The sequence below is a fragment of the Thermosulfuriphilus sp. genome, assembly GCF_054026695.1.
Map to the genome: position 1 here is coordinate 1 of NZ_JBPMLP010000056.1, position 23,077 is coordinate 23,077.

Consider the following 23,077-nt stretch of genomic DNA (forward strand, 5'->3'; position numbering starts at 1 on the left):
CTCTAATTTTTTCCCTTCTGCAGTATTTAGGTGGCTGTTTTTAAGATTTTGTTAGTCATTTCAATAAGTTAGTTATCTGCATTTCTTGTCTGGTACCTCTCTTGCTAAGAAATACCAATAAATACAAGAAAGGGGGATGCACTTATGGAACAATCTATGTCTGTTGAAGAATTAGTTTTTAAGCTTCAAGAGGTAAAAACTACAGTAGAAGAAGATCTTCTTCAGAAACTGAATGTTTTGGGTCTTGGTATTGGTTATAAAGAAGTAGGCGGTAAAGAAACTACGGATTTGTGTATCCACATCTATGTTGAGAAAAAAATTCCTCAAAAAGATCTTCCTGCTGAAGCCCTGATTCCGGATAACTTGGAGGGTCTACCTACAGATGTCATTGAGGTAGGTCTCATTGAAGCTCAAAGCTATACGGCTTGTGTGCGGCCGGCCAGGCCGGGATACAGTATCGGCCACTATCGGATTACGGCCGGCACCTTTGGCTGTCTGGTGAAGAGCCGGTGTTGTTCTGGAGTCTATATTCTCTCTAACAATCACGTCCTGGCCAACTCCAATAATGCCCGTCCTGGCGATCCCATTCTGCAACCGGGTCCTTATGATCGTAAGCCATGTGTTCCCCGGATGATTGCTCGTCTTGTGGCCTTTGTGCCCATCCAATTCGGCAAGGGTTCCTATAACTTAGTTGATGCTGCCATCGCTAGACCGGTGGACCACCGCTATGTAATCCCTTATCTACCCAATGGCCAGATTCCCCAGGGCACGACTGTAGCCCGGTTGGGGATGAAGGTCTTCAAATTCGGCCGCACCACCCAATATACCACCGGCCGAATCAGAGGGATCGATGTCACTGTAGGGGTTAGGTATGGAGCAGGAAAGGTTGGCTATTTTCGCAATCAGATCCTAACTACCAATATGTCCAAGGGAGGTGATTCGGGTTCCCTGCTTCTTTCCTCTCAGGGGCAGGCGGTAGGTCTTCTTTTTGCCGGCTCCTCAGCAGTGACCATCCACAACAACATTCACAATGTTTTGATCGCCTTAGGGATCGATATCTTAGGTACTTAAAAAACAATCAGGAAAATTCAAAAGAAGGAGGAGATGATGGAACTGTTTGATAAGACCTTTTTGGATGAAATCTCAGAGAAAGAGGTCTCTGAAGAGATTGCCCAGACCGAAGAGGCCCTGGCCACCAAGAGGGCTCAGGCCCAGGAAACCGAGACTGAGATGATGGAGCTCGTCCGGCATCTTAAGTTCAAACCAGAGGCCATTGAGGCCGAAGTCCAGAAGGAGAAAGAATTTGCCGCGGCCAAGGTCCAGGAGGCTGAAGATACCTTCCAGCTCAGGGGACAGGAGGATATATGTCTTGAGACCGTAGGGGAAGAGGTCCTTGATCAACTCGTCTTGGAGAGCAATCTCGTCGGTGGAGGGGCTCCCGGGCACTATCTAGATGTGACCCCTTATCATTTCTGGTGCAAGGTTTATCCCCACAATGAAGGCGGAGTGACGCGCGGGAGTTGTTCGGGAGACCGGGCGGCCCGGAAGATGTTTCTCTATGCTCAGGCCCAAGGAGACGGCCTAGGTTGGACTGATGACAACGATGTGACCACCTATGGTAAATTTTTCTACGCCTTCTGGCCCCGAAAGATCGGTTCAGTGAGGGTCCTGGTACCGGTAGTCACTAGAGGTTGGTATCGGATTCGTTCCAATGACAAATGGTGGAATTCCAAGGAGGCGGCGGTGGATCTACGGATATCAGTAAGGCTTTTTCAGAACTACTGGGGGCCTAAAGTAGAGAGGCAACTTTTCCGTCAGGCCGACGACAACATAAACGAAAGCGGACGGATTGATCTCTATCAGGCCCTTTATTCGGCCTCTATGGCCGTGGGGGCCAATAAATGGGTCATTGTTGAGGTAAGTTTGAGACTCCGAGTGGAGACCGAGGGCAGTGGTTCCTTGGCCATTTTGAGCTTTCGCCACCCGGATTGTATTTTTATCCCTTCGGTGAGATTTGATTTTGCCTGAACCCTGCGGAGGAGGAGGTGGGTTAGGCGGGAGGGATGAATCCCTCCCGCCTTTTTGTTTTTTTTTAATACAACTAAGAGAGGCAAAGATGAAAAGAGAAGAGATAGAGCTCATCCTTAACCAGTTGATGGAAAAAGGAGAGATCATTGGCTACGAGATCCCTCTTAGAGACAGAGATGTAGGTGTCAGAATCTTAATCCCTAAAGAGAGTCCTGGCCTTAGAGAACGTCTGAAAATCCTTCTGCCTGGGGTCAATTTTAGTCTGGAGATTACCGGTCCCATCGAGGCCCTTTGATCCTTTGTCCTGTTAAGGGAGAGACTTTCCTGGTATCTTGGCTTTGTTCTGGAGGCCAGGATGCTAAGGAATATCTCTTACCTGAAAGCCCAGCTTTCTCGTCTTGATGGTCGGGGATACAAGGCCTATCGGGACCTTGAGGGAGGCTATATCTTGGCCCCTGGCCTTTGTTTTTTTCTTGATCGAGTCCAAGGAGATCCGTTTGCTACCCCCAGTCGAGCCAGGATAAGGCTTGAGATGGCCCGGGCAGCTTTTCCCGAAGGCCTCTGGAAGTCTCGGGTGAGAAGGGTTGCCCTTCAGGACTACCTTCTTCGGGCCTTTGCTCGAGAGTTGGCCCGCCTTTCACGGCCCAGAGGTACCGGAGGAAGTGGTCTTTATCGGGTTGATGCCGGGGCTCAGGAGGTCATCTATCGTTCAGGGTGTCTAATTAACGAGGATTTTGTTGAGATGCGCTTTTTTATGGGACTTCCGGCCGCCGGTCGGAGAATCCTGGGGCAAGTGGCTCTTTCCATGATTTTGGAGGAGATTCCTCAGGCCGCTCGTTGCCTCCGTTACTCCTTCCATGAGGCCTCCGAGGTGGAGAAATTCGTGGATCTCATCGATGATATCGAATATATCCGCAGCCAGTTGGAGGATCTGGGCCTGGTGGCCTTTGTCGGCAACGGAGCAATCCTGCCAAGGCGCTCTGGGGTGGATGATCGTCCCCTTGAGGAAGGGGCCGTGGCCTTCAGAAGTCCGCCTGAACTTGAGATCACCGTTGAGACTAAATATCACGGCTCCCTCTCTGGTATGGGCCTACCTCAAGGGGTTACTCTTATCGTTGGCGGTGGTTTCCACGGCAAGACCACCCTCCTTGAGGCACTTTCTCGAGGAATCTACCCCCATATACCTCAAGATGGCCGTCAGTGGGTAGTCACCCATCCTCGGGCTGTCAAGGTCCGGAGTGAAGACGGCCGCTATATCGCCGGTGTAGATATTTCGCCCTTCATTGTTGAACTGCCTATGGGACGATCAACCACCTTCTTTAGCACTGAAGATGCTTCGGGTTCGACGTCTTTGGCCGCGTCCATTATGGAGGCCTTGGAAATGGGAGCCCGAGTGCTTTTGATAGACGAAGACACCGCTGCGACCAACTTTCTCATCCGGGATGCCCGGATGCAGGCCCTCATCCCTCGGGAAAAAGAGCCGATTATTCCCTTTGTCGATAAGGTCCGTCTGCTTTACCGTGATTATGGAGTCTCCACCATCCTTGTCCTTGGGGGTTCAGGAGACTATCTCGATGTTGCCGATCGGGTCATAGCCCTAGACAACTACAGGGTCTATGATCTTACCACTCGGGCAAAGGAGATAGGGCGTCTCTTCCCCAGTCGGCGTCAGCCAGAGGGAGGAGAGACCTTTGGCACTTTGAGGTTCCGTTCTCCCAGGCCGGAAAGTTTTCGGCCCCGAAGAGGGCGTCGGGAGAGGGTTAAAAGTCGTGGTCTTCGGGAGATCCTCTTTGGGGAGGAGATCATTGATGTTTCTTTGGTGGAGCAACTGGTTGATGATTCTCAGGCCCGAGCGATAGCCGAGATCATCCGTTACTATGGGCGATATTTAGCCAGAGAGGGGTTGAGTCTGAGGGAGGGGCTGGAGACAATCCTGACCCGGATAGAGAAGCAAGGTCTGGACATCCTTACAGGGACTCCAGCCGTAGATCTGGCCCTCCCCCGGGGCTTTGAAGTGGCGGCGGCCATCAACAGATTAAGGAGCCTTAAGGTCCGTCAGCTTACTGACTAAGGCCTCTAAAATTCACGGTTCCGATCTCTTCAAAGGGACGCCGTCTTAGCCGATGGGGTAAGGCCAAGGTTTCAGCCATCTTGATGTCTTCTTCAGTGATTTCTTCTCGTCCATAAAAGGCGGCATGGGCCCGGGCTGCCTTGACTACCGTAAGGTCTGCCCGGTGTCCGTCGACCCCCAGGGTGACGATCCTTCGGGCAATCTCATAAAGGATCTCTTGGGAAGGTTCTATTTTCCTTATAATCTTGCGGGCCGTATGGATTCTTTCTGAAAGGACTTTGTTCTCTGAAGCAAACTGGCGGCAAAAGCCTTCAGGATCGGCCTCAAAGGCAGCCCGACGTTCCATGATCAGAACCCGTTGTTTGGGGTCTTTGAGCCCTTCCACGGTTACGCAAAGGCCAAAACGGTCAAGGAGCTGAGGTCGAAGCTCCCCCTCCTCAGGATTCATAGTCCCCACCAAGACAAATCGGGCCGCGTGGACGAAGCTGATTCCCTCACGTTCGACAAAATTGATTCCCATGGCCGCGGCATCCAGAAGAGTATCAACCAGATGGTCGTCGAGGAGGTTGACCTCGTCCACATAAAGAATGCCCCGGTTAGCTGCAGCCAAAATGCCAGGTTCAAAACGTCTCTGGCCACTTTTCAATGCAGCCTCGATATCCAAAGTTCCGACGACTCGATCTTCTGTGGCCGAAAGGGGGAGATCGACCACCCAGATCTTACGGCGTGTACGGGGCAGTTGCCCTTGGCCTTGAAGCCTCTCCTGGCACTCCTGACAGAGGTGCTCCAGGTCATCGGGATCACACTGGAAAGGGCAACCTTCGACGACTTCTATCTCCGGCAAAATATCGGCTAGGGCCCGGACTACGGTTGATTTTCCGGTTCCCTTCTCCCCTCGGATGAGAACTCCACCGATGGAGGGATCGATAACGTTTAGAATAAGGGCCAATTTCATCTCTTCTTGGCCGACAATGGCTGCAAAGGGATATATGTAACGCTTCATCATGCCTCCCTTTAAACTCAATTCTGTCTGGCTATTCTGGCTATTTCCTCGGCTCTCAAAGCCTCAGGGGTAAAATAGCGTGCTGAAAGGATGGCGGCCAATCTGCGGGCCATCTCTAGGCGGATACTTCCGACTTCGGTGTCGATGACCACGAATTCCACTTGGGGAAAGGTCTGGCTAAGTCTTTGGGCAAGGGTCTCAACCTCAAGGCGGGGATTTTCTCCAGTAAGGCTTACATTTCCCCGACCGTCGGTGATGAGAATCACAGTAATCTTGAGATCTGGATCCTGGCGCAATTTCTGCCGCAGTAGCTCTCCTAATCTGGCCAAGGCAGCCGAAAGAGGGGTCGAACCTCCAACAGGCAGGGTCTCCAGAAGCCGGGCAGCCAGCTCTACCGAGTTTGTCGGGGGCAGCACCAATTGGGCCTCCTGGCCTCGAAAGATCATAAGTCCTACTCGATCACGGTGCTGATAGGCCGACAGAAGAAGGCTCAAGATGGCCCCTTTGGTCTCAGTCATCCTGGCCTCTGCCCCCATGGAACCAGAGCCGTCGAGGCAGAAAAGTAGGAGATGGCCGGTCTTTGTCTTCCGCAACTTCTGGCGAAGGTCTTCCTCCCGGATGATTAGCTTCCCCTGGCCCCTGGAGACCTGTCTGATGGCTGCTGCCCGAACGGTGGCGGCAATGGCCAGATCTCGTACCGGCCCCTTGGGAATTACGGCCCGCACAAAGCGTCCTCGGGGGAGTTTGTTAAGGGTACTTGAACGCCTTCCAGTCCGGGCTACCCGTCTTCTCCGGTCACTTTGATCCCCAAAAGACCTGACCCTGAAGGGGTTCCCGACCTTGAAGACTTGATCCTGGCTATCCTGTCCTTGATGCTCTTTAGGCTCTTGAGGTGGCAGAAAGTGGGGAGCTTCTTCGCCTCTGCCTTCTCCTTCGGCCTCCTTGGGAGGTCTGTCTTGAGAGGCCTCAGGCCTCAGATCTGGGGTTTGGTCTTGCCTTGTCTTTGAAGGCGAGGCCTGGGAAAGGATCTCTTGTTTGTCTTTGGGAGGGGTTGATCTGGCTTCGGCCTCCCGTCGGCGGTGTCTTAAGACCATCTCGGCCACTGCTTCAACGTCTTCGTATTTGACTTCAAGACGCCCCTCAAGGGCGGCTCGGGCAGTAGCTGCTGTCTGGAGGATAAGATCGGCCCTATGTCCAGGGACATTATTCTCCCGGCAGACCTCGGCGATAAAGCTCCGGATGTGCCGAGGGATGGCCACAGAGGGATATAGGTTTCGGGCCTCCCTGATCCTGTTTCGGAGCTCAGCCTCTTTTGATTCATAGGCTTGGCTAAAGGATAAGGGATCTTTTTCAAAAAGAAGCCGGCGCCGGATGATCTCAGACCTCAGGCCTGGATCCTTCTCCCCTTTTACACTTACACAGAGGCCAAAGCGGTCCAGAAACTGCGGAGAGAGTTCCCCTTCCTCCGGGTTCATGGAGCCGATGAGGATGAATCTTGCCGGATGGACAAGGCTTAAAGATTCTCTTTCGACAATATTGATTCCATTTTCGGCAACATTCAAAAGGCCGGCAACTAGGTGATCCTCGAGGAGATTAACCTCATCGATATAGAGAACGCCGTGATTGGCCCGGGCTAAAAGCCCGGGGCGAAGACATTTCCGCCCTTCTTTTAGAGCTTTATCTAAGTCAATGGCTCCAAATAGGGCGTCATCGGTAATAGAAAGGGGCAGATTGACAAAAGGAGCTGGCCGCCAAAATGATCCCTCGGAACGACAATTTGTCGGGACCTTACATAGGTGACATAATGGATCATGGCCGCTGGAGCCAAAGGGACAGCCCTTGATGACCTCTACCTCTGGTAGGATTCTGGCGAGGGCCCTGGCTGCTGTAGACTTCCCTGAACCTTTCTCACCCCGAAGAAGAACCCCAGAGACCGCAGGGGAGACTGCCGCCAACATCAACGCCAGCTTCATCTCTTCTTGGCCGACAATGGCTGAAAAGGGATATGTCTTCTTTAAGATAGCTTTCATCTCGTTGTTGAAACTAAGGCATACTAATTTTTCAAAAATAACATAAAGGTCGCCTCCTGTCTCCGGTCTGCCTTTGAGGAAGAAGAGCTAAAATCTTTTCAAAAATCAATTGGCAGAGGCGCTCTGGGTGTCTAACTTGTCTGAGACAAGAGGTGGAGAAACCAAGTGAAAGGGGGACACAATGAAAGAGTTTTCCATCCTCATTGGAGGGCAGGCCGGAGACGGGATCCGTCAGGCTGGAAACACAGTAGCCAAGCTTTTAAACCGCTTGGGTTATCGTATTTTTTTCTATGATGACTATCCATCCCTTATCCGAGGTGGACATAATTTTTCCATCATCCGGGCCGCCGAGAAAAAAATCTTGGCCCATCGAGAGCGGGTTGACCTTATTGTGGCCCTTAACCAGGAGACCGTGGAGAGACATCGTTGGCGTCTGAAAGAGGGAGGCACCATCCTCTTCGACGCCCAAAAGGTCAAGGCCGAAGGGGTGGGGGTGGATTTTAGGGCCCTGGTTAGGGCCCATCAGGGAGCCCCTATTATGCGTAATACTGCCGCCATTGGGGCCTTGGCCGGGTTTTGGGAGATAGACTGGGAGGTAGTCTCTGGGGTCATAGAAGACACCATCCCTAAGGCCCTGGAGACCAATCTTCAGATTGCCCGAAGCGCTTACGAACAGACCGTTGGCCTGGGGCTCAAGGTTGATCCTCTGAGCGCTTCTCCTGTTCCCCTTCTTACCGGCAATGAAGCCATCGCTTTGGGGGCCGTCCAGGCCGGGCTGAATATCTACATCGCTTACCCAATGACCCCGGCCTCAAGCATCCTCCACTATCTGGCCGCCCATGAGGAGGAGCTTGGAGTGGTCACTGTCCATCCAGAAAGCGAGATTGCTGTGGCCCTCATGGCCCTGGGAGCAGCTTATGCCGGGGCCAAGGTTATGGTGGGCACCTCTGGTGGGGGATTTGCCCTTATGACTGAGGCTGTAAGCCTAGCCGGCCAGGCCGAGATCCCCATCGTCTTTGTAGAATGTCAGCGGGCCGGGCCGAGTACTGGTGTCCCAACCTATACTATGCAGGCAGACCTTTTCTTTGTTCTCCATGCTGGTCATGGGGAGTTTCCTCGGCTGGTGGTGGCTCCGGGGGACCTGGAAGAGGCCTTTTTCCTTACCGGACTGGCCCTCAACTTGGCCTGGAAGTTCCAGATCCCGGCCTTTGTTCTTTCTGACAAACACCTAAGTGAAAGTACCTTTAGCTTTGAGGCTTCTCCAGAGGACCTAAGTCCTGTAGGCCCTCTTATCTCCGAGGAAAGGCGGGGCTATCGTCGCTATCTCCGGACCAAAGATGGTATCTCTCCCCTTCTTTTTCCGGGAACACCAGGGGCGGTAGTCAAGGTGAGCTCTTATGAACACGATGAGTTCGGGATCACTACCGAAGATCCCGAAGAGATTTCGCGGATGCAGGCAAAACGCCTCCAGAAGGCAAGGGCCCTAGTTAAAGAGCTAGAGGGCCATGAACTCCTTAAGGTCTATGGAGACCCCGAGGCTGAGACAGCCATTTTGTGTTGGGGGGCAACCAAGGGAGCCTGCATAGAGATAGCCAAAGACTTGGGGCTTAAGATCATTCAACCCCTTGTCCTTGAGCCCTTTCCTGGGCTCTTACTCAGGGAGGCCCTTAAAGGGACAAAGAAGGTCATTGCTGTTGAGGTCAATGCTACCGGGCAACTGGCCCAGTTAGCAAAGGCCCACGGTCTGGTGGTGGATGAGACGGTTCTCCGTTATGACGCCCGGCCATTTACTATTGAATCCTTAAAAGAGGCCTTGGAGGAGGTGCTCTGATGGAAAGAAAAGACCTCAAAACCTATGCCGTAAACACGTGGTGTCCTGGCTGTGGCAACTTTGGGATCCTAAACGCCCTTTTCCAGGCCTTGGTCGAACTGGCTGAAGAGGATGGGCTTCAACCTCACCGGGTGGTTTTAGCCTCAGGGATAGGTTGCCACGCTAAGATCGTCGATTATGTAAACATAAACAGCTTTTATTCCCTTCATGGCCGAGTGCCACCGACCATCTCCGGGATCAAACTGGCCAATCCCGAGCTAGTGGTTATCGGCCATGCCGGTGATGGTGATGCCTATGGGGAGGGGATTGAACATCTCATCTTTGCTGCCAAGAGAAATATTGATCTTACCTTTATCGTCCATAATAATCGGGTTTATGGTCTGACGACCGGCCAATTTACCCCCACCAGTCCAACCGGTTTTAAGGGGCGCTCCACGCCCAAGGGGAGCCCAGAGGAGCCCTTTAATCCCTTGGAATTGATGCTTTCTGCTGGGGCCACCTTTGTTGCTCGGGCCTATTCGGCCAGAATAAAACACCTTACGGCCCTCATTAAGGCGGCCATAAGACACCCGGGGTTTGCCTTTATTGATGTCCTTCAGCCCTGCTACACCTTCTTTAACACCTATGATTACTACAACGAGAGGGTCTATGAGCTAGGTGAGGAGGAACATAACCCCTTTGATTGGGAGGCGGCCTTTCTTCGGGCCAGGCAGTGGGGTTATGGTCTGGGAGAAAGGATCCCTATCGGCATCTTTTACCGGGTGGAAAAACCAACCTATGAAGAACGTCTGCTCAAAGGAAGAGTTCCCGTAAAGATGACCCCTCATGGGGTCTCGTCCCTCCTTAAAAAACACATCTAGAACAAAAGAGGGGGATACTTCCCCCTCTTTTTAGTTTCTAATCCTACCTTACGACTACGGTAGTCATATCGACCCCGGTGTTTCCTGTAGACGGATCAAAAGCGTAAATGATGAACTGATAGGCTCCGGGTTCGGTAAGAGAGACATCGGCCTGGTAGTAGTTGGTCTTTCCTGAGAACTTGAGGGGCACCGTCCTGTAAGGGTGGCCATTTTTCTTGACGATAGCAGCGACCTCATAGGCCTCAGGATTCCAGAAAGTATTGGGGGACACCGGACAACCACACATCGGGGTCACGGCAGCCACTAGACTGAGGGTCGTCGGGGCCTTTAAAAAGGTGTGGGCCGGCGGATTGGTTACCCGAACGACAAATCCCGGAATCTCAAGGATGATTCCGTCTCCCAGGATGTCTTTCCCTGGGATGACCCAAGTAGTCACCGTGGCTCGGGCCATGGCTTGAGGTTGGCCATAGGGGGCCAGCACCTCGATCTCGATTTTGCGAGGCTCCTCAATATCAAGTACGGCCTCAAAGCCGGCAGTGAGGTCATCCGTAAGCCTCATCCCCCGGACGATGGGTGTAGTCATGAGAAGTTTGGTGTTGCCGGTGGTTCCTTGGATAACACCTTTACTCAAGATTTCTCCGGTGTGGGCGTCTCGAATGGTCACCAAGGCTCCCCCCATAGAGGTACCGATAAACTTTGCATCCTTGGCTCTGGCCCTTATGATTACTTTCGTCTCCTGGGCAAAAAGACTGCTTACCATGATGAGGAGAAGCGCTAGACTCAAAATCATGGCCTTTCGGGGCATGTTCTTCCTCCTTTTGAATTTCTTAAGGTCTGTACTAAGTAAGATCCTCTGAGGAAAAATGCAAGGAATTCTTGTTCCCTGGCATAGAGAGGCTTTGCAGAAAATACTAATATTTGCTAGGAAAGGCCCATGTCGGTGGCTAAAAACCTTCTCTTGATGGTAGCTATCTTGGCCGTCCTCTCGGTAGTCTTCTGGTTTACCAGGGAAAGGCCCCAGGCCCTCAATGTAGTTGTTGTTGGGGAGCTTCGGGAACCGGTGGCCCAAGTCCTAGAAGTCTTTTCAGAGAAGGCCTCCTTAGAGGTTCACCTAGAGGCACTTTCTTTTAAGGAGGCCCTCAAAGAGGCCCAAGAGGGCTCCTTTGATCTTCTCTGGGCCGACAGTCCCCTTTTGGCGATAAGGTTAAAAAGGCTTGATCTTCTGGAACCTTACATCCCTCCTGGCTTTGATGAGCTTGTTGCTCAGGCCCGTGATCCTGAGGGATATTGGTTTGGGGTGGCCGCTGATCTCAAGGTTTTGTTGGTTCATCGAGGGCTCGATCCGGCTCCTTCAGGGATAGAAGACCTTTTGGATAAAAATTGGCCAGCCCGGGTTGCCTTACCAGCCCCGGATCAGCCAGGGGGCAAACTCTTCTGGGAGGCCCTAGGGCTCATACTTGGTCCCAGGACCTTGGAGGAGGGCCTGATTCGACTCAAGAACCAGGGGGCCCTCTTTCTTGACCGCGAAGGAGATATTGCCCGGGCCCTGGTCAGTGATCGGGCCCAGATAGGGCTTTTGGGTCTCAAAGAGGCCTTTGTGGTCCTCCAAAAAGGGGGGCCCTTTCGCCTGATTCTGCCCGATCAGGGGAAACTTTCCCTGGGGGCCTTTGCTGTTTTTTCCACGGTTTCTTTGATTAAGGACACTCCCGCCCTTCCTCTGGCTAGGCAACTTTTGGCTTGGCTTATCTCCGAGGAGGGACAAAGGGAGCTCATTAGGGCCTTTGAGGTCAGACTTCCTACCCGCAAGGGGCTATCAGGCCCTAGGGAGCTAAAGCCCCTTTCTCTTATTGATCTGATGCCAGTTGCCTGGGAGAAGCTGGCTCCCCGTTAGTCTCTTCGCTTTCGTAGGCCTCGATTATTCGCTGAACAAGGGGATGTCGGACCACGTCTTCTTTGCTGAAGTAGATAAAAGAGATACCTTCTACGTTTTTGAGGATCCTTGCGGCCTCTATCAGGCCTGAACGTCGGCTATCAGGAAGATCTATCTGGGTGATGTCCCCAGTAATAACGGCTTTAGAGCTGTAACCCAATCGGGTAAGGAACATTTTCATCTGTTCGCTGGTGGTATTCTGGGCCTCATCCAGGATGATGAAGGCGTCGTTTAAGGTCCGGCCCCGCATGAAGGCCAGGGGGGCCACCTCAATGACCCCCTTCTGGATAAAACGGGAGGCCTTTTCAAAGGGAAGCATATCATAGAGGGCGTCATAAAGGGGCCGCAGGTAAGGGTTAACTTTTTCAGCCAAATCTCCAGGGAGGAATCCCAATTTTTCGCCGGCCTCTACCGCCGGTCGGGCCAAAACAATCCTTGAGACCTCGTTTTTGATCAGGTAGGCAATGGCCATGGCCATGGCCAAATAGGTCTTTCCGGTTCCAGCCGGTCCGATACCGAAAACGATATCATACTGCCGGATGGCATCTATGTATCGTTTTTGGGTAAGGCTTTTAGGAGTGATTACCCGCTTGCCTGAGCTAACAAAGACCGTATCCAGAAAGACGTCTTTGAGGCGGGCCTGAGGATCTGCCGAAATAATCCTTATGGCGTATTCAACATCGTTAGGATAAAGGGGGTAGCCTTCTTTAAGAAGGCCGTAAAGCTCCATACAGGTCCGGCCAGCCAAATCGGCATCAATGGGATCTCCACTAATGGTGACTTTATTCCCCCGGACCTTGATGTTGACATTAAGGGCCTTCTCAATCACCTTAAGGTGGGCGCCCTGTTCGCCATAGAGCCAGCGGGCCAGAGCGTTATCGTCAAGCTCTCTTTCGACAATGGTAGCTTTAGTGTTTTCTCTAAGTTCCATAAACTTTTTGAGGCTCTCTGTGGCCTCCAACCTCCGTTTTTTTTGAGATATTTTTTCGATCTTTTTTTACGTTTTTGTGAATAAATTATAGCCGATCTGCTCTAAAAATAAAGTTAGCGAGCCACTTATTACGGAGGTGGGTATGGAGGGATATGCGGTAATCATGGCCGGGGGCAAGGGGACAAGATTCTGGCCTCGGTCGCGAAGGGGGCTTCCTAAACAGCTTTTGCCCATCGTGGGCTCAAGGAGTATGCTGCGTCAGACGATTGATCGTCTTCTCCCTCTTTTTCCCCCGGAGAGGATTCTCCTTATTACCGGGGTCGATCTGGCCGAGGCCGTGCGGGCCGAAGCCTCGGAGATCCCCTCAGAAAATTTTCTAATAGAGCCCCTGCCACGGTCAACAGCAGCCTGTGCCGGATGGGCTGCGGTCCATATCCTAAACCACTGTGGGGATTTACCTATGGCCCTTTTGCCTTCTGATCATCTCATCGAGAAGGAGGGAATCTTTCGGGAGATTCTAACCAAGGCCCTTCTCTTGGCCCAAGAGACCGACTTTTTGGTTACCTTAGGGATAAAGCCGACCCGGCCAGAGACAGGCTATGGATACATTGAAATGGGCGGGGCCCTGGAGAAAGAAGGAGCCTTTAGGGTTCAGGCTTTCAAAGAAAAGCCTGACCGACAGACGGCTGAGGCCTATCTTTCAACGGGGAATTTCCTCTGGAACAGTGGCATGTTTGTCTGGCGCCCTTCGGTGATTATGGAGGCCATCAGGAACCTTATGCCAGCCCTCTATCAGGAGCTTATGGCTATCAAGAGGGCCTATCAGAGTCCGGATTTTGAAAGTCTTCTGAAGACGGCCTTTTCAGCCATGCCCTCGCAGTCTATCGACTACGGGATTATGGAAAAAGCCTCAAATGTGGCCGTCATCCCGGCCGATATTGGCTGGAACGATCTTGGGAGCTGGGAGGCCCTCTATGAGATCTCGGCCAAGGACGAGGATGGCAATGTCCTCTCCCCGGGCATTGTCGCCCGAGGTGTCCGGGACAGCCTTATCCAGGTGTCCTCTGGGCAGATTGTGGCCGCCATCGGGATTGAGGGGATGGTGGTCGTAGTGGAAGGCGACGCCATTCTTATCTGCCCCCGGGAGAGACTCCAGGAGGTAAGGGGGGTGGTTAAGGAGTTGGAGAAAAGGGGGCTTAAGGAGTTTCTCTAGGGGCAGTTTCTTGCCCTTCTAAGGGTTTTAGGATTAAGGTCGGCAACTTAAAGGCCCTTTTTACCACTCCCAGGATTCCAGAACCGATGGATGTCGGTGGAAGAGGCCAGACATTAGGATCGTTGAGGGGGCCTTCCACCTTTACCGGAATGGAGATAAGGACCTTTTTTTTCCCCGTAAGGACAAAGCCCAGGATGGGGATCTTGCTAACAATGCTATCGATAGTCTTAAGAGGGGCTACCAGGATTTCTAGATCAGCCTGGGAGGTGAGGAGATTTATCTTGCCCTCGGCAAAGATCTTCATTGGGCGACCGTCGATAGCCAGATAATTTATCTTTAAGATTCCGTCTTTAAGTTCAGCCTGCCCATCGATTTTCTCGTAGGCAAATCCTTCTTTTACCAGATCAGGAAGCCCGCCGCGGAAGATCTCCAAAGGGTTCAACAGAGTGAAGAGCTTGGAGAGAAGGCTTAGCCGATAGATTCGGCCTTCAGAGGCAGAGAATTGAAAATTGCCCTGGGATTCTTCGGCCAAGGGGTTTTCTTTTCCGCGAGCCTCTAAGTGGCCGCTAAGATCAAAGCGACCCTCAAAAAGGTGTTGTTCTCCGGCCAGACAAAAGGCCAGCTTTTCAAGGTCGGCCTGGTGGGCCGAAAGGTCAAAGGCCAAGTCAGCCATCTTTGAGGGAAGGATTTTTATCTTCCCCGAAAGAAGAACTCCACAATAGGTAGCCTTCTTGAGCTGGATAAGAATCTCTTGGCCCTCCATAAATTCCAAGGTTCCAGAGACATCGTCAAACACCCGATCCGAATGATAGATAAACTGCGGGGTGGCAAAGCTGATCCGGCCAGCAACCGGTAGCTTCCGTCTCTGACCTGGAGAGCTCAAAAAGCGCCTTTTGAAAGCCGGCCAGTCAAACTTTGGGGTCAAAAAGTCGAAATCGAACCAAAAGATCCCCTCCCGGATCTCCAGCCATCCGCTGGCCTGGAAGCGGTTCTCTGGGGTGGCGGCCACCAGATCTTTAATGGTGATCCGGGATCCACTGGCCTCAAGGGCTAGATGATCTAACCTAAGGGGAACCTTGAGCCCCAGGAGCCGACGAAGCCTATTGAGGTGTATTTCTCCTTCAATGATGCTCTGACCAGGTTCAGAAAGATTGATCCGGGCTTTGAGATCGCCGAAGATAGTTCCATTAAGGATCTGGTTCTTCTCCAAAAAAGTCTCGAGCAATTCTCCGTCAGCCTGACCTGAGAGCCTAAGTTCAAAGAAGGGTTCCCCCCGGTTGAGTCTAAAAGAAAGCTCTATTTCTTTCTGGGGTGAGGAGAGACAGAGGCGGAGGATTTCAAAGACCTTGGGGTCAGATAATAGCCTCAAGTCAAGGATTACTCTTTTTCTGGCTGCCAGAAGGTGGAGTTCGGTTTTGTCGTTAAGGTTTGATACCAGGGAGAAATCCCTAATGCTTAAAGGCGTTCGGGGAAAAATCTCCTTGGGAGCCTTGGAGAGTTTGAAGATCCAGGCAGCCAGAGGGCCTCTGAGGACCCCTTTGCCCGAAAGCCGCAATTCCTTTATGCCTTTTAAGGGCTCAAGGAGGATTCCTTTTACCTGGAGGTCACTTTCTAGAAATTGACCCCGGGCTTTTTTGATAACCAAACGCTGGGGAGAAAAATTAAAGAGTCCCTCTTCTACGTGAAGATCTGCCGGGAGTTTAGCGATATTTATCCTTGTCTGCTCAAGAGTGCCTGAAAGCTCAAACTTAAGGCGATCGGGGTCTTTGAGAGGCCCCCTGATACTGGTCTTTATCCGGGCTTGGCCTTCGGGAAAGCGAATCCTTTGAGCCAGAGGTTTAAAGAGGGGTTCCTTTTGGACCCAGGCGTCAAGCTCTGGGAGGAAGACCTTTGAAGATAGGTTGGCCCTGATCAAGAGCCCTTTAAGCCTGAGGCGCCCTGAACTCTCCTCAACCACACTCTTGCCCAGGGCCCCAGAGACCCCTTCCCACCAGATAATCCCTTCTCGATAGCCAAAAGATCCCTGATCAACCCTGATAGGATAGGGCAGACGGCGATGTCTAACCCTAGCCTTTATCTTTCGGGCCTCAAAGACCGGAATGACCTTTTTCCGCGTACCCCGAAGGCTCAGGGAGACATAAGCCTGGCCCTGGGAGCGGTAGAAGAGATCAAGGTGGTGCCTTAAGGGGCCTTTCTTGACGAAACGATGGACAATATCGTGAACTTCTTCCAGCTGGCAAATTCCTTGAAGCTCGAGATTAAGGGGCCCCCTTGAGTCTTTAAGAGCAATCTCAACCTTGGCCTCAAGGACTCGGCTCCTGCCGATCTGGGCCGAAAGGCCATCAGCCCTGAGAATAGCCTCCCTGAGGTTCAGCTCCCCCTGGCCTTTTTCAATCTTAAGGCCAGAGTGGGGCAGGATTACCTGAGCCTCTTTGAAACTAGTCTGGAGTTTGATCCTGGAGATGTCTTTGAGAGTCTGGAGATCTGGGGCCCTTTCACTGATTTCAAGTTCGGTGGCCATCCCCCCACGGACAATCTCAAAGAGCCTCTTGACACTTCGGTATGACCCCAGAAGATCAAGGGCCACAGTCCTTAAAGTAGAGACGTCTATGTCCTGGCCAGAGAAACGGTAGCCGACTTCTCGGCCTGGTTGATACCAGAACTCTCCCTCTCCCAGCAGGCGGGGATAATCAAGTTTTAAAGAGATGATCCTCAGGCGAAAGAGGTTTTCTTTCCTGGTGGCCCAGCCTTCAAAGTGGCCACAGCGGATGGCATATTCCCTTTGGGGGAGCCGATAACAGGGGATGCTTCCAGAAAAACCGACCTCGAAAGACTTAAGCGATTCCAGGTTTAAGGTCAGCCTGAGATTTAATTCGGCCTCCTTGGGTTGAAAAGGTATCTTTTGAGGGGGGCTTACAGGCAGGAGATGAAGTTTTAGGTTGGAGACCTCTACCCGGCCATCAAGGCCTCCGCTTTCATTGATCCTCAAGGAAGCTTCGGCCCTTTCAAAGAATGAGCCTTGCATCTGGGCCTCAAGCAAGCCTTGGCCCTGTCCGGTCCTTAAGGCCCCAGAGATCGACTTAAGCTGGGCCAGCCTCTTCTTTCCCCGCCAGATGGCAACCTGACCGTCCTTGACCTCAAGGAAGGCAGAGGTGGCCAGGATGCCGGCTAATTCCCTCTGCCAAGGACTTTTTCTTTGACTTTCTTGGAGGAAGATCTCCACCCTGGGAGACTCCAGCTTAATGCTTTCAAAGAGTAACTCTCTTTTAAAAAGTCCCCATAGACTGAGCCTGATAGAAAGACTCTGGATGTCGGCCTTAAAGCGTCCTGACTCTAGGATCAGGGAGGCTATCTTGGCCTGAGGGCGAGGTAAGATTTGAATCTTAAGGCTCCCGATGGCAACTTGGGTTTTAAGCCTTGTTGAGAGCTCCTGGGAGATCCTCCCCCGTATGGGTTTTAGGTCAATGAGATGGGGTAAAACCAGGGCTAGAGCCAAAACAAGACCCACTATTAAGGCAGCTGTGGCCAGAAGCCATCTATTAAGAATCTTCATTTACAAACCTTTTATGTTATGGGGGAGAGCCTTCTTTAAGACGACGTCTTTCAGTATCTCGGCGGATCTCTTCCAGCTTTTCAAGTTCAAACCGAAGCTGTTTGATCCTCTCTTCGAGAGCAATGTTTCTCTTCTTAAGAGAGGAATTGGCCTTTTGGCTATTTTTAAGGCTTTGATGACAGCTTTGGGCCTCTTTCTGAAGACGAAGGTATCTATCTAAGAGGATATTTTCAGCCGGAAGCCTCTGTCTACACGATGTGGAGCGCAGGATATCAAGATAGCGATCCCTGTTTTTTCCTTTAAGGACAAAGAGATAAAAGGCCGCCCGACACCGGTAATCCTCTTTGTTGAGAAGATCCTCTAGGATGGCCTGGGCCTCTTTGAAATTTTTAGAAGAATACTTAGCCTCAAAAAGGGCCCACCCTTTGAGAACTTTAAGACGTGGTTGAATGGCCTGGTTAGACCTAGGGGCGCAGGAGGAGATGATCAGGAATAGGGCAACTCCAGCCAAAAAACGGTACCCTTTCCGGATACAATGGCTACCTTTTCTTCTGGCGGGCTCTCTAGCCAAATCCGGCCTCCTTGGGCGAGGATAAGTTCCCTGGCGATTGCTAGCCCCAGGCCACAGCCGTCTTTATGACGCAGGGCCTGGACCTGGTAGAACTTGTCAAATACCTTTTCTCGCTCTGTGGCCGGGATCCCTAAACCGGCATCAACTACTCCGATCCTCAACCACCTATGCCTATGTTTATCATAATAACTAGTGACAACAATGTTTATTTTTCCTCCTTGCGGGCTGAATTTGATGGCGTTGTGGATAATATTCATCAAGGCACGGAAAGTACGGTCAGCATCGATGAGGGCCTCTTCTAGGTCTTGGGGGGCAATGACCTCAATGGAGATCTCTTTTTCTTTGGCCGCTGGTAAAAGGGTATTGCGGACCTCTCTTATCAGTCGGAGGGGGTTATGGGGGTGTTTTTCCACTGGAATCAATTTGGCTTCCAGCCTCGTCAGGTGAAGGAGGTCATCGATGAAACCATGGAGCCGGGAGATTCCCTCATCGATGATCTCTATCAGCCTTTTTTGTTTGGGATTAAGGGGGGCGACATCCAGGTCAAGGAGAAGACTGGCCGCCTCTTTTATGGAGGTCAGGGGAGTCCTTAATTCATGGCTAACTACAGAGATAAACTCCGACTTAAGAGTATCGAGTTCCTTTAGCCTTCCGGTCATCTTATTGAAGGCCTGGGCTAGTTGCCCCAGTTCGTCTTCAGCCAGCACCGGAATGATATGGTCGAACTGGCCTCGACCGATGGCCTCAGTGCCTTTTTTAAGGGAGTCTATGGGACGCTTGATGTACTTGTAAAGAAACCAAGGGGCCAGGAGGGCAAAGACTAAAGCTACCAGAAAGGTAAAGAAGGTGATCTTCCGGTCTCGGGAGGTTTTCTCAGAGATGCGGGCTGCTTTAGTTCTGATGTCTAGACGTATGGATCTTTCGGTCTCGGCCAGAAAATGGCTCATCTGGCTGACCCGTTCCTTGACCTCTTCTTCTCGTCTGATCTCCTGAGGGCTGAGACTGGCAGGGGGGCTTTTGGGGAGCTCTCTTTTTACCTCTTCGGCTAGGTCCTTTAGACGCTCGAGACTTTCTTCCAGCCTCCGGCAGACCGTCCTTGCTCGAGGGGGCCCTTTGTCTTTTATGATGGTCAGTCTGTCTTTGAAGTCATTGGCCAGAGTAATTAAGGTCTGGTAGGCGTCTTCTTTGTAAAGGGTCACCAGACGTCGGCCTTCGGCCTCGATAGAAGGTAAGAGCCCTTTTAGGTACTCGATGGTAGTGGTCAACTCGACGTCTTCCTGGGCTAAACTTACGGCCAGACCTTCTAGCCTGCTCAGAGAATAAAGAGATACAGCGCAGGGCAAAAAAGTGATAAATAGAAGGATGATATAGCCCAGACAGAGTTTGTGATAAAGGCTTAGGTGTTTGAAGTAAGGTTTCATAATTAATCCCGTCAAAGGCTCTGTGGCTTTAAATTTTTTTAAATGGAGAGATCTATGGCACAAATGTTGCCAATAAAGAGAAGCAAAAACAACTCCAAAAAGAAGAGCCGCAGGATGGAGAAGAAAAGGCGTATCTTATTGGTAGATGATGATCTCAATATCTTAGAGGTCTTGAAGATGCGTTTGGAGTTTAAGGGCTATGAGGTGGTCGCCGTTAGCGATCCCGAAGAGGCCTTAGATCTTTTCCAGGAAGAGGACTTCGATGTTGTTATTACTGATCAGCGAATGGATCGAATGACCGGTTTGGAGTTGATGCTTGAGTGTCAGAAGGTTGATCCAACCATTCAGGTCATTCTTTTTACAGCTTATGGATCAATTGAGCAGGCTGTGGAGACAGTGAAGGCGGGGGCCTTCTCCTATGTGACCAAACCGGTTGACCATCGGGACTTGGCCCTCAAGATAGAAAAAGCCATTGAAAAAAGGGACCTCCTCCGCCAAGTAGCCAATCTCAAGCAGCTGGTGGTAGAGAAGTTTATCTTTGAGGATATGATTGGAGAAAGCCCCAAGATGAAGGCTGTCTTTCGGCAAATTATGGCCGTAGCCCCCACCGAAAGTACGGTGACCATCTACGGAGAATCAGGCACCGGCAAGGAACTAGTGGCCAAGGCCATTCACGTCCATAGTCCCCGAGCCAAAGGTCCTTTTGTGGCCGTTAACTGTGCGGCTATTCCGGAGACTCTTCTTGAGGATGAGCTTTTCGGCCACCTAAAGGGGGCTTATACCGGGGCCGTAGGCTCCAAGGTGGGGCTTTTTGTTCAGGCCCATCGAGGGACCCTTTTTCTCGATGAGGTGGGGGAGATGAGTGAGGCTATGCAGGCCAAGTTGCTCCGGGTGGTAGAGACCGGGGAGGTCAGACCCTTAGGTAGTGATCAGACCAAAAAGGTTGATGTTCGTCTGATTGTGGCTACCAAAAGGGATCTCAAACAGATGGTCGACGAAGGTCGATTCCGGGAGGATCTTTATTATCGGATCCACGTGGTTCCTATTCATCTTCCACCATTGAGAGAAAGGCGTGAAGATATTCCTCTCCTTATGAGGCATTTTTTCGAAAAGTTTTCCCAAAAAATGGGGAAAAGAATTGAGACCATTGAGTCTGAAGTGGTTGATCTTTTTGTCTCCTACCATTGGCCGGGAAATGTCCGCGAACTTGAAAATCTTATTGAATATCTCACGGCCCTGGCTCCAGGGAAGGTGATCAACAAGGCCATGCTGGCTAACACTCCTCTTCTTCAGGAACAGGTTCCGATAGAGCTTAAACCCCTAAGGGAGGCAAAGGATCAGTTCGTCAAAAGGTATTTAGAAGATCTCTTTAGATTAACCAAAGGAAATGTTAGTCGGGCGGCTAGATTAGCGGGATATTATCGGGCCGACTTCTACAAACTTTTCCAAAAATACGGCCTTGATCCCAAAAAATACCGCCATCGCTCTCAGGCTCTAACTGTAGGTAAGGACCTACGTAAAAGCTAAGCCCTGAAGGGATATCCATACAAAAATAAAACATGGACTGGTCTGGAATCTTGGATTCTTTGGAGAGCCTGATTGGTTATTATCAGGCCCTTGGTTTTAGGGACCTCCCTCAGGGGAAGGCCTTAAGGGGTTTTCTGATGGAAGATAAGTCCAGCCTTCCGGGAACTCTGGCAGAGTTGAGGGCTCTTGTTGGGAGATGCCAGCGTTGCGAACTCCATAAGACCCGGACAAACATCGTCTTCGGAGAAGGGAATGAGTCCGCTCGCCTTCTTTTGGTAGGAGAGGCTCCAGGCCGGGATGAGGATCTTCAGGGAAGGCCTTTTGTGGGGGCTGCTGGTCAACTTCTCACCCGGATGCTTAAGGCCATCGAACTTGGAAGACAAGAGGTCTATATCGCCAATGTCCTCAAATGTCGCCCCCCCAGGAATCGTAACCCTCGTCCTGAGGAGATCTCGGCCTGTTTCCCCTATCTTGAGAGGCAGATTGAACTAATCGGCCCTCAGGTGATTGCCTGCCTGGGAACCTTTGCCGCCCAGACTATTCTTAGGGTCAAGGATCCGATCAGTCGCCTTCGCGGTCGGGTGTTTGAGGCCTATGGAGCCAGGGTAATCCCTACCTATCACCCAGCCTTTCTTCTCTATAATCCAAGATTTAAAAAGGCTGCCTGGGAAGATCTAAAGCTCATAAAAAGGCTCCTGGAGGAGCTGGCCTGATACTTCTTCCCTGAAGGCCTCTTTGACCCTATTATATTGATCAATGCGCAAACTCTTTTTGAGAAAAAGAATTAGCGGGTTGGGCCCATCCAGGCTTGTCAAAAGAGGCCGGTTGTGGATAATAGGGTTGTTTTGGCTCTTAGCTGCTCTTGACCCCTTTGGGGCCTGGGCTACTCCCTCGCCCCTTTACCTGATAAAGATCGAGGGGGCCATTGATCCCATAACCAGCGAATTCATCATTTCCGCCATCGAGACCACCTCTGTCTCCGGAGGCCAAGCCCTTATTATTCGCCTGGACACCCCTGGGGGACTTGTTTCCGCCACCAGGGAGATAATTAAGGCCCTTCTTAACAGTCCAGTTCCAGTAATCGTCTATGTGGCTCCCTCTGGGGCCCGGGCTGCCTCTGCCGGAACCCTGATCACCATGGCAGCCCACATCGCCGCCATGGCTCCAGGGACAAACATTGGTGCGGCCCATCCTGTCTCTCTGGGGGGGCCAAAAGAAGATAAAAAAATGGCCGAAAAGGCCGTCAATGACTTGGCGGCCATGGCCCGGGCCATTGCCTCTACCAGAGGGCGAAATGCCAAGTGGGCCGAGGAGGCCGTTCGGAAAAGCGTTTCTATTACTGAAGAGGAGGCCTTAAGACTCAAAGTTATCGACCTGATCGCCAAAGATTTGGGGGACCTTCTGGAGAAAATCAATGGTTGCGAGCTAGAGGTCTCGGGAGGGCGCAGAGTTCGACTGGAGACCAAGGCTGCCACCCTGATCCCCATTCATCAAGGTTTAAGGGAAAGAATTTTAAGGGCCATAGGTGATCCCAATATTGCCTATATCCTAATGATGATTGGTTTGGCGGGTCTTTATTTTGAGCTTTCTAATCCAGGGACTATCTTCCCCGGGGTGGTTGGTGCCTTGGCCTTGGTGCTGGCTTTTTTTGCCTTTAAGGCCTTGCCAGTAAACTATGCCGGACTGATTCTTATTCTCCTGGCCGGGATTTTTTTCTTCTTGGAAATAAAGATCACCAGCTTTGGCCTTCTGGCCCTTGCCGGTTTAATTGCCCTGACCCTGGGCTCCTTGATGCTTTTTTCCAAGGCTCCAGGGGTGGGGATCTCCTGGTCTGTGCTTTGGCCAACTCTTATAGGAGTAGGGGCCTTTCTTTCTATACTTACTTATCTGGCGGCCAAGGCTGTTCGTTCTCCTCCGCAGACCGGAGCCGAATCCCTGTTAGGGGCCGAGGGAAAGGCCCTTTCAGAGATTGGCCCTGAAGGAGGGCAGGTCTTTGTCCACGGAGAGATCTGGCAGGCTGAAAGTGATCATCCTGTTGCTGCTGGAAGTAAGGTCCGGGTCTTGGCAGTAAAGTCACTGACCCTTAAGGTTGAAGAAGTAAAATAAAT

General features: G+C 51.5%; 18 protein-coding genes. 11 read left to right on the forward strand and 7 right to left on the reverse strand.

All coding sequences use genetic code 11. From position 1 onward, the window contains the following. Positions 1 to 144: 144 nt before the first annotated feature. From ACXJJX_RS09880 to ACXJJX_RS09895, 4 genes are all read left to right on the forward strand, one after another. Positions 145 to 1,071: a trypsin-like peptidase domain-containing protein gene (locus ACXJJX_RS09880; RefSeq protein ID WP_456434431.1), complete on the forward strand. Its 927-nt coding sequence runs from the start codon at positions 145 to 147 to the stop codon at positions 1,069 to 1,071. A gap of 33 nt (positions 1,072 to 1,104) precedes the next feature. After that, positions 1,105 to 2,028, forward strand: coding sequence for a hypothetical protein (locus ACXJJX_RS09885; RefSeq protein ID WP_456434432.1), 924 nt, complete (start codon positions 1,105 to 1,107; stop codon positions 2,026 to 2,028). A gap of 88 nt (positions 2,029 to 2,116) precedes the next feature. After that, positions 2,117 to 2,323, forward strand: a complete 207-nt coding sequence (locus ACXJJX_RS09890; RefSeq protein ID WP_456434433.1) for a hypothetical protein — start codon at positions 2,117 to 2,119, stop codon at positions 2,321 to 2,323. 60 nt (positions 2,324 to 2,383) lie between these two features. Continuing rightward, on the forward strand, positions 2,384 to 4,099 hold the full coding sequence (locus ACXJJX_RS09895; RefSeq protein WP_456434434.1) for an ABC-ATPase domain-containing protein: 1,716 nt from the start codon (positions 2,384 to 2,386) through the stop codon (positions 4,097 to 4,099). Here the strand turns inward: ACXJJX_RS09895 and ACXJJX_RS09900 are convergent. Then, the gene (locus ACXJJX_RS09900; RefSeq protein ID WP_456434435.1) at positions 4,089 to 5,102 is read right to left on the reverse strand and encodes a magnesium chelatase ATPase subunit I; all 1,014 of its coding nucleotides are present in this window, start codon (positions 5,100 to 5,102) and stop codon (positions 4,089 to 4,091) included. The two genes, ACXJJX_RS09895 and ACXJJX_RS09900, sit on opposite strands and share 11 nt — an antisense overlap. 17 nt (positions 5,103 to 5,119) lie before the next feature. Beyond that, entirely contained in the window at positions 5,120 to 7,132 is a 2,013-nt protein-coding gene (locus tag ACXJJX_RS09905) for an ATP-binding protein (RefSeq protein WP_456434436.1), read from the reverse strand. Positions 7,133 to 7,313: 181 nt separating this feature from the next. Here ACXJJX_RS09905 and ACXJJX_RS09910 point away from each other — a divergent pair, with 181 nt between their 5' ends. Then, positions 7,314 to 8,963, forward strand: coding sequence for a 2-oxoacid:acceptor oxidoreductase subunit alpha (locus tag ACXJJX_RS09910; RefSeq protein WP_456434437.1), 1,650 nt, complete (start codon positions 7,314 to 7,316; stop codon positions 8,961 to 8,963). Next, complete coding sequence (locus ACXJJX_RS09915; protein WP_456434438.1) at positions 8,963 to 9,823, forward strand: thiamine pyrophosphate-dependent enzyme; 861 nt, start codon at positions 8,963 to 8,965, stop codon at positions 9,821 to 9,823. The genes ACXJJX_RS09910 and ACXJJX_RS09915 overlap by 1 nt, the downstream gene beginning before the upstream one ends. 43 nt (positions 9,824 to 9,866) lie before the next feature. Here ACXJJX_RS09915 and ACXJJX_RS09920 read toward each other — a convergent pair whose 3' ends face one another. Next, positions 9,867 to 10,628, reverse strand: a complete 762-nt coding sequence (locus tag ACXJJX_RS09920) for a hypothetical protein (protein ID WP_456434439.1) — start codon at positions 10,626 to 10,628, stop codon at positions 9,867 to 9,869. 129 nt (positions 10,629 to 10,757) lie between these two features. On the opposite strand from ACXJJX_RS09920, the gene ACXJJX_RS09925 reads away from it, so the two are divergent. Next, a complete protein-coding gene (locus ACXJJX_RS09925; protein WP_456434440.1) occupies positions 10,758 to 11,714 on the forward strand; it encodes an ABC transporter substrate-binding protein in 957 nt (318 codons plus the stop codon). Here ACXJJX_RS09925 and ACXJJX_RS09930 read toward each other — a convergent pair. Next, positions 11,668 to 12,684 (reverse strand): PhoH family protein, encoded by a 1,017-nt coding sequence (locus ACXJJX_RS09930; protein WP_456434569.1) that lies wholly within the window; start codon positions 12,682 to 12,684, stop codon positions 11,668 to 11,670. The two genes, ACXJJX_RS09925 and ACXJJX_RS09930, sit on opposite strands and share 47 nt — an antisense overlap. A gap of 142 nt (positions 12,685 to 12,826) precedes the next feature. Between ACXJJX_RS09930 and ACXJJX_RS09935 the strand changes: the two genes are divergently transcribed. Next, positions 12,827 to 13,897 (forward strand): mannose-1-phosphate guanylyltransferase, encoded by a 1,071-nt coding sequence (locus tag ACXJJX_RS09935; protein ID WP_456434441.1) that lies wholly within the window; start codon positions 12,827 to 12,829, stop codon positions 13,895 to 13,897. On the opposite strand, the gene ACXJJX_RS09940 is transcribed toward ACXJJX_RS09935, so the two are convergent. Genes ACXJJX_RS09940 through ACXJJX_RS09950 form a run of 3 tightly spaced genes read right to left on the reverse strand, consistent with a single transcriptional unit; the run spans position 13,881 to position 19,442 of the window. After that, positions 13,881 to 17,450, reverse strand: coding sequence for a YhdP family protein (locus ACXJJX_RS09940; RefSeq protein ID WP_456434442.1), 3,570 nt, complete (start codon positions 17,448 to 17,450; stop codon positions 13,881 to 13,883). The genes ACXJJX_RS09935 and ACXJJX_RS09940 overlap by 17 nt on opposite strands. A 16-nt stretch (positions 17,451 to 17,466) precedes the next feature. Then, entirely contained in the window at positions 17,467 to 17,961 is a 495-nt protein-coding gene (locus ACXJJX_RS09945; protein WP_456434443.1) for a hypothetical protein, read from the reverse strand. Continuing rightward, positions 17,937 to 19,442 (reverse strand): HAMP domain-containing sensor histidine kinase, encoded by a 1,506-nt coding sequence (locus tag ACXJJX_RS09950; RefSeq protein WP_456434444.1) that lies wholly within the window; start codon positions 19,440 to 19,442, stop codon positions 17,937 to 17,939. Before ACXJJX_RS09950 ends, ACXJJX_RS09945 begins: the two co-directional genes overlap by 25 nt. Before the next feature lie 114 nt (positions 19,443 to 19,556). Here ACXJJX_RS09950 and ACXJJX_RS09955 point away from each other — a divergent pair, with 114 nt between their 5' ends. The 3 genes from ACXJJX_RS09955 (at position 19,557) to ACXJJX_RS09965 (ending at position 23,075) form a co-directional block, all read left to right on the forward strand. Beyond that, entirely contained in the window at positions 19,557 to 20,969 is a 1,413-nt protein-coding gene (locus ACXJJX_RS09955) for a sigma-54-dependent transcriptional regulator (RefSeq protein ID WP_456434445.1), read from the forward strand. A 137-nt stretch (positions 20,970 to 21,106) separates the two neighbouring features. Further along, positions 21,107 to 21,682, forward strand: coding sequence for a uracil-DNA glycosylase (locus ACXJJX_RS09960; RefSeq protein WP_456434446.1), 576 nt, complete (start codon positions 21,107 to 21,109; stop codon positions 21,680 to 21,682). Positions 21,683 to 21,809: 127 nt separating this feature from the next. After that, the gene (locus ACXJJX_RS09965; protein ID WP_456434447.1) at positions 21,810 to 23,075 is read left to right on the forward strand and encodes an NfeD family protein; all 1,266 of its coding nucleotides are present in this window, start codon (positions 21,810 to 21,812) and stop codon (positions 23,073 to 23,075) included. The last annotated feature ends 2 nt before the right edge of the window (positions 23,076 to 23,077 follow it).

What these genes read in the sequence shown, in the direction of transcription:
- ACXJJX_RS09930 (WP_456434569.1), bottom strand. Translation starts at nt 12,684, where the DNA reads ATGGAACTTAGAGAAAACACTAAAGCTACCATTGTCGAAAGAGAGCTT.
- ACXJJX_RS09955 (WP_456434445.1), top strand. Translation starts at nt 19,557, where the DNA reads ATGGAGAAGAAAAGGCGTATCTTATTGGTAGATGATGATCTCAATATC.
- ACXJJX_RS09925 (WP_456434440.1), top strand. Translation starts at nt 10,758, where the DNA reads ATGTCGGTGGCTAAAAACCTTCTCTTGATGGTAGCTATCTTGGCCGTC.
- ACXJJX_RS09895 (WP_456434434.1), top strand. Translation starts at nt 2,384, where the DNA reads ATGCTAAGGAATATCTCTTACCTGAAAGCCCAGCTTTCTCGTCTTGAT.
- ACXJJX_RS09905 (WP_456434436.1), bottom strand. Translation starts at nt 7,132, where the DNA reads ATGAAAGCTATCTTAAAGAAGACATATCCCTTTTCAGCCATTGTCGGC.
- ACXJJX_RS09900 (WP_456434435.1), bottom strand. Translation starts at nt 5,102, where the DNA reads ATGAAGCGTTACATATATCCCTTTGCAGCCATTGTCGGCCAAGAAGAG.
- ACXJJX_RS09935 (WP_456434441.1), top strand. Translation starts at nt 12,827, where the DNA reads ATGGAGGGATATGCGGTAATCATGGCCGGGGGCAAGGGGACAAGATTC.
- ACXJJX_RS09910 (WP_456434437.1), top strand. Translation starts at nt 7,314, where the DNA reads ATGAAAGAGTTTTCCATCCTCATTGGAGGGCAGGCCGGAGACGGGATC.
- ACXJJX_RS09940 (WP_456434442.1), bottom strand. Translation starts at nt 17,450, where the DNA reads ATGAAGATTCTTAATAGATGGCTTCTGGCCACAGCTGCCTTAATAGTG.
- ACXJJX_RS09920 (WP_456434439.1), bottom strand. Translation starts at nt 10,628, where the DNA reads ATGCCCCGAAAGGCCATGATTTTGAGTCTAGCGCTTCTCCTCATCATG.
- ACXJJX_RS09960 (WP_456434446.1), top strand. Translation starts at nt 21,107, where the DNA reads ATGGAAGATAAGTCCAGCCTTCCGGGAACTCTGGCAGAGTTGAGGGCT.
- ACXJJX_RS09880 (WP_456434431.1), top strand. Translation starts at nt 145, where the DNA reads ATGGAACAATCTATGTCTGTTGAAGAATTAGTTTTTAAGCTTCAAGAG.
- ACXJJX_RS09890 (WP_456434433.1), top strand. Translation starts at nt 2,117, where the DNA reads ATGAAAAGAGAAGAGATAGAGCTCATCCTTAACCAGTTGATGGAAAAA.
- ACXJJX_RS09950 (WP_456434444.1), bottom strand. Translation starts at nt 19,442, where the DNA reads ATGAAACCTTACTTCAAACACCTAAGCCTTTATCACAAACTCTGTCTG.
- ACXJJX_RS09915 (WP_456434438.1), top strand. Translation starts at nt 8,963, where the DNA reads ATGGAAAGAAAAGACCTCAAAACCTATGCCGTAAACACGTGGTGTCCT.
- ACXJJX_RS09885 (WP_456434432.1), top strand. Translation starts at nt 1,105, where the DNA reads ATGATGGAACTGTTTGATAAGACCTTTTTGGATGAAATCTCAGAGAAA.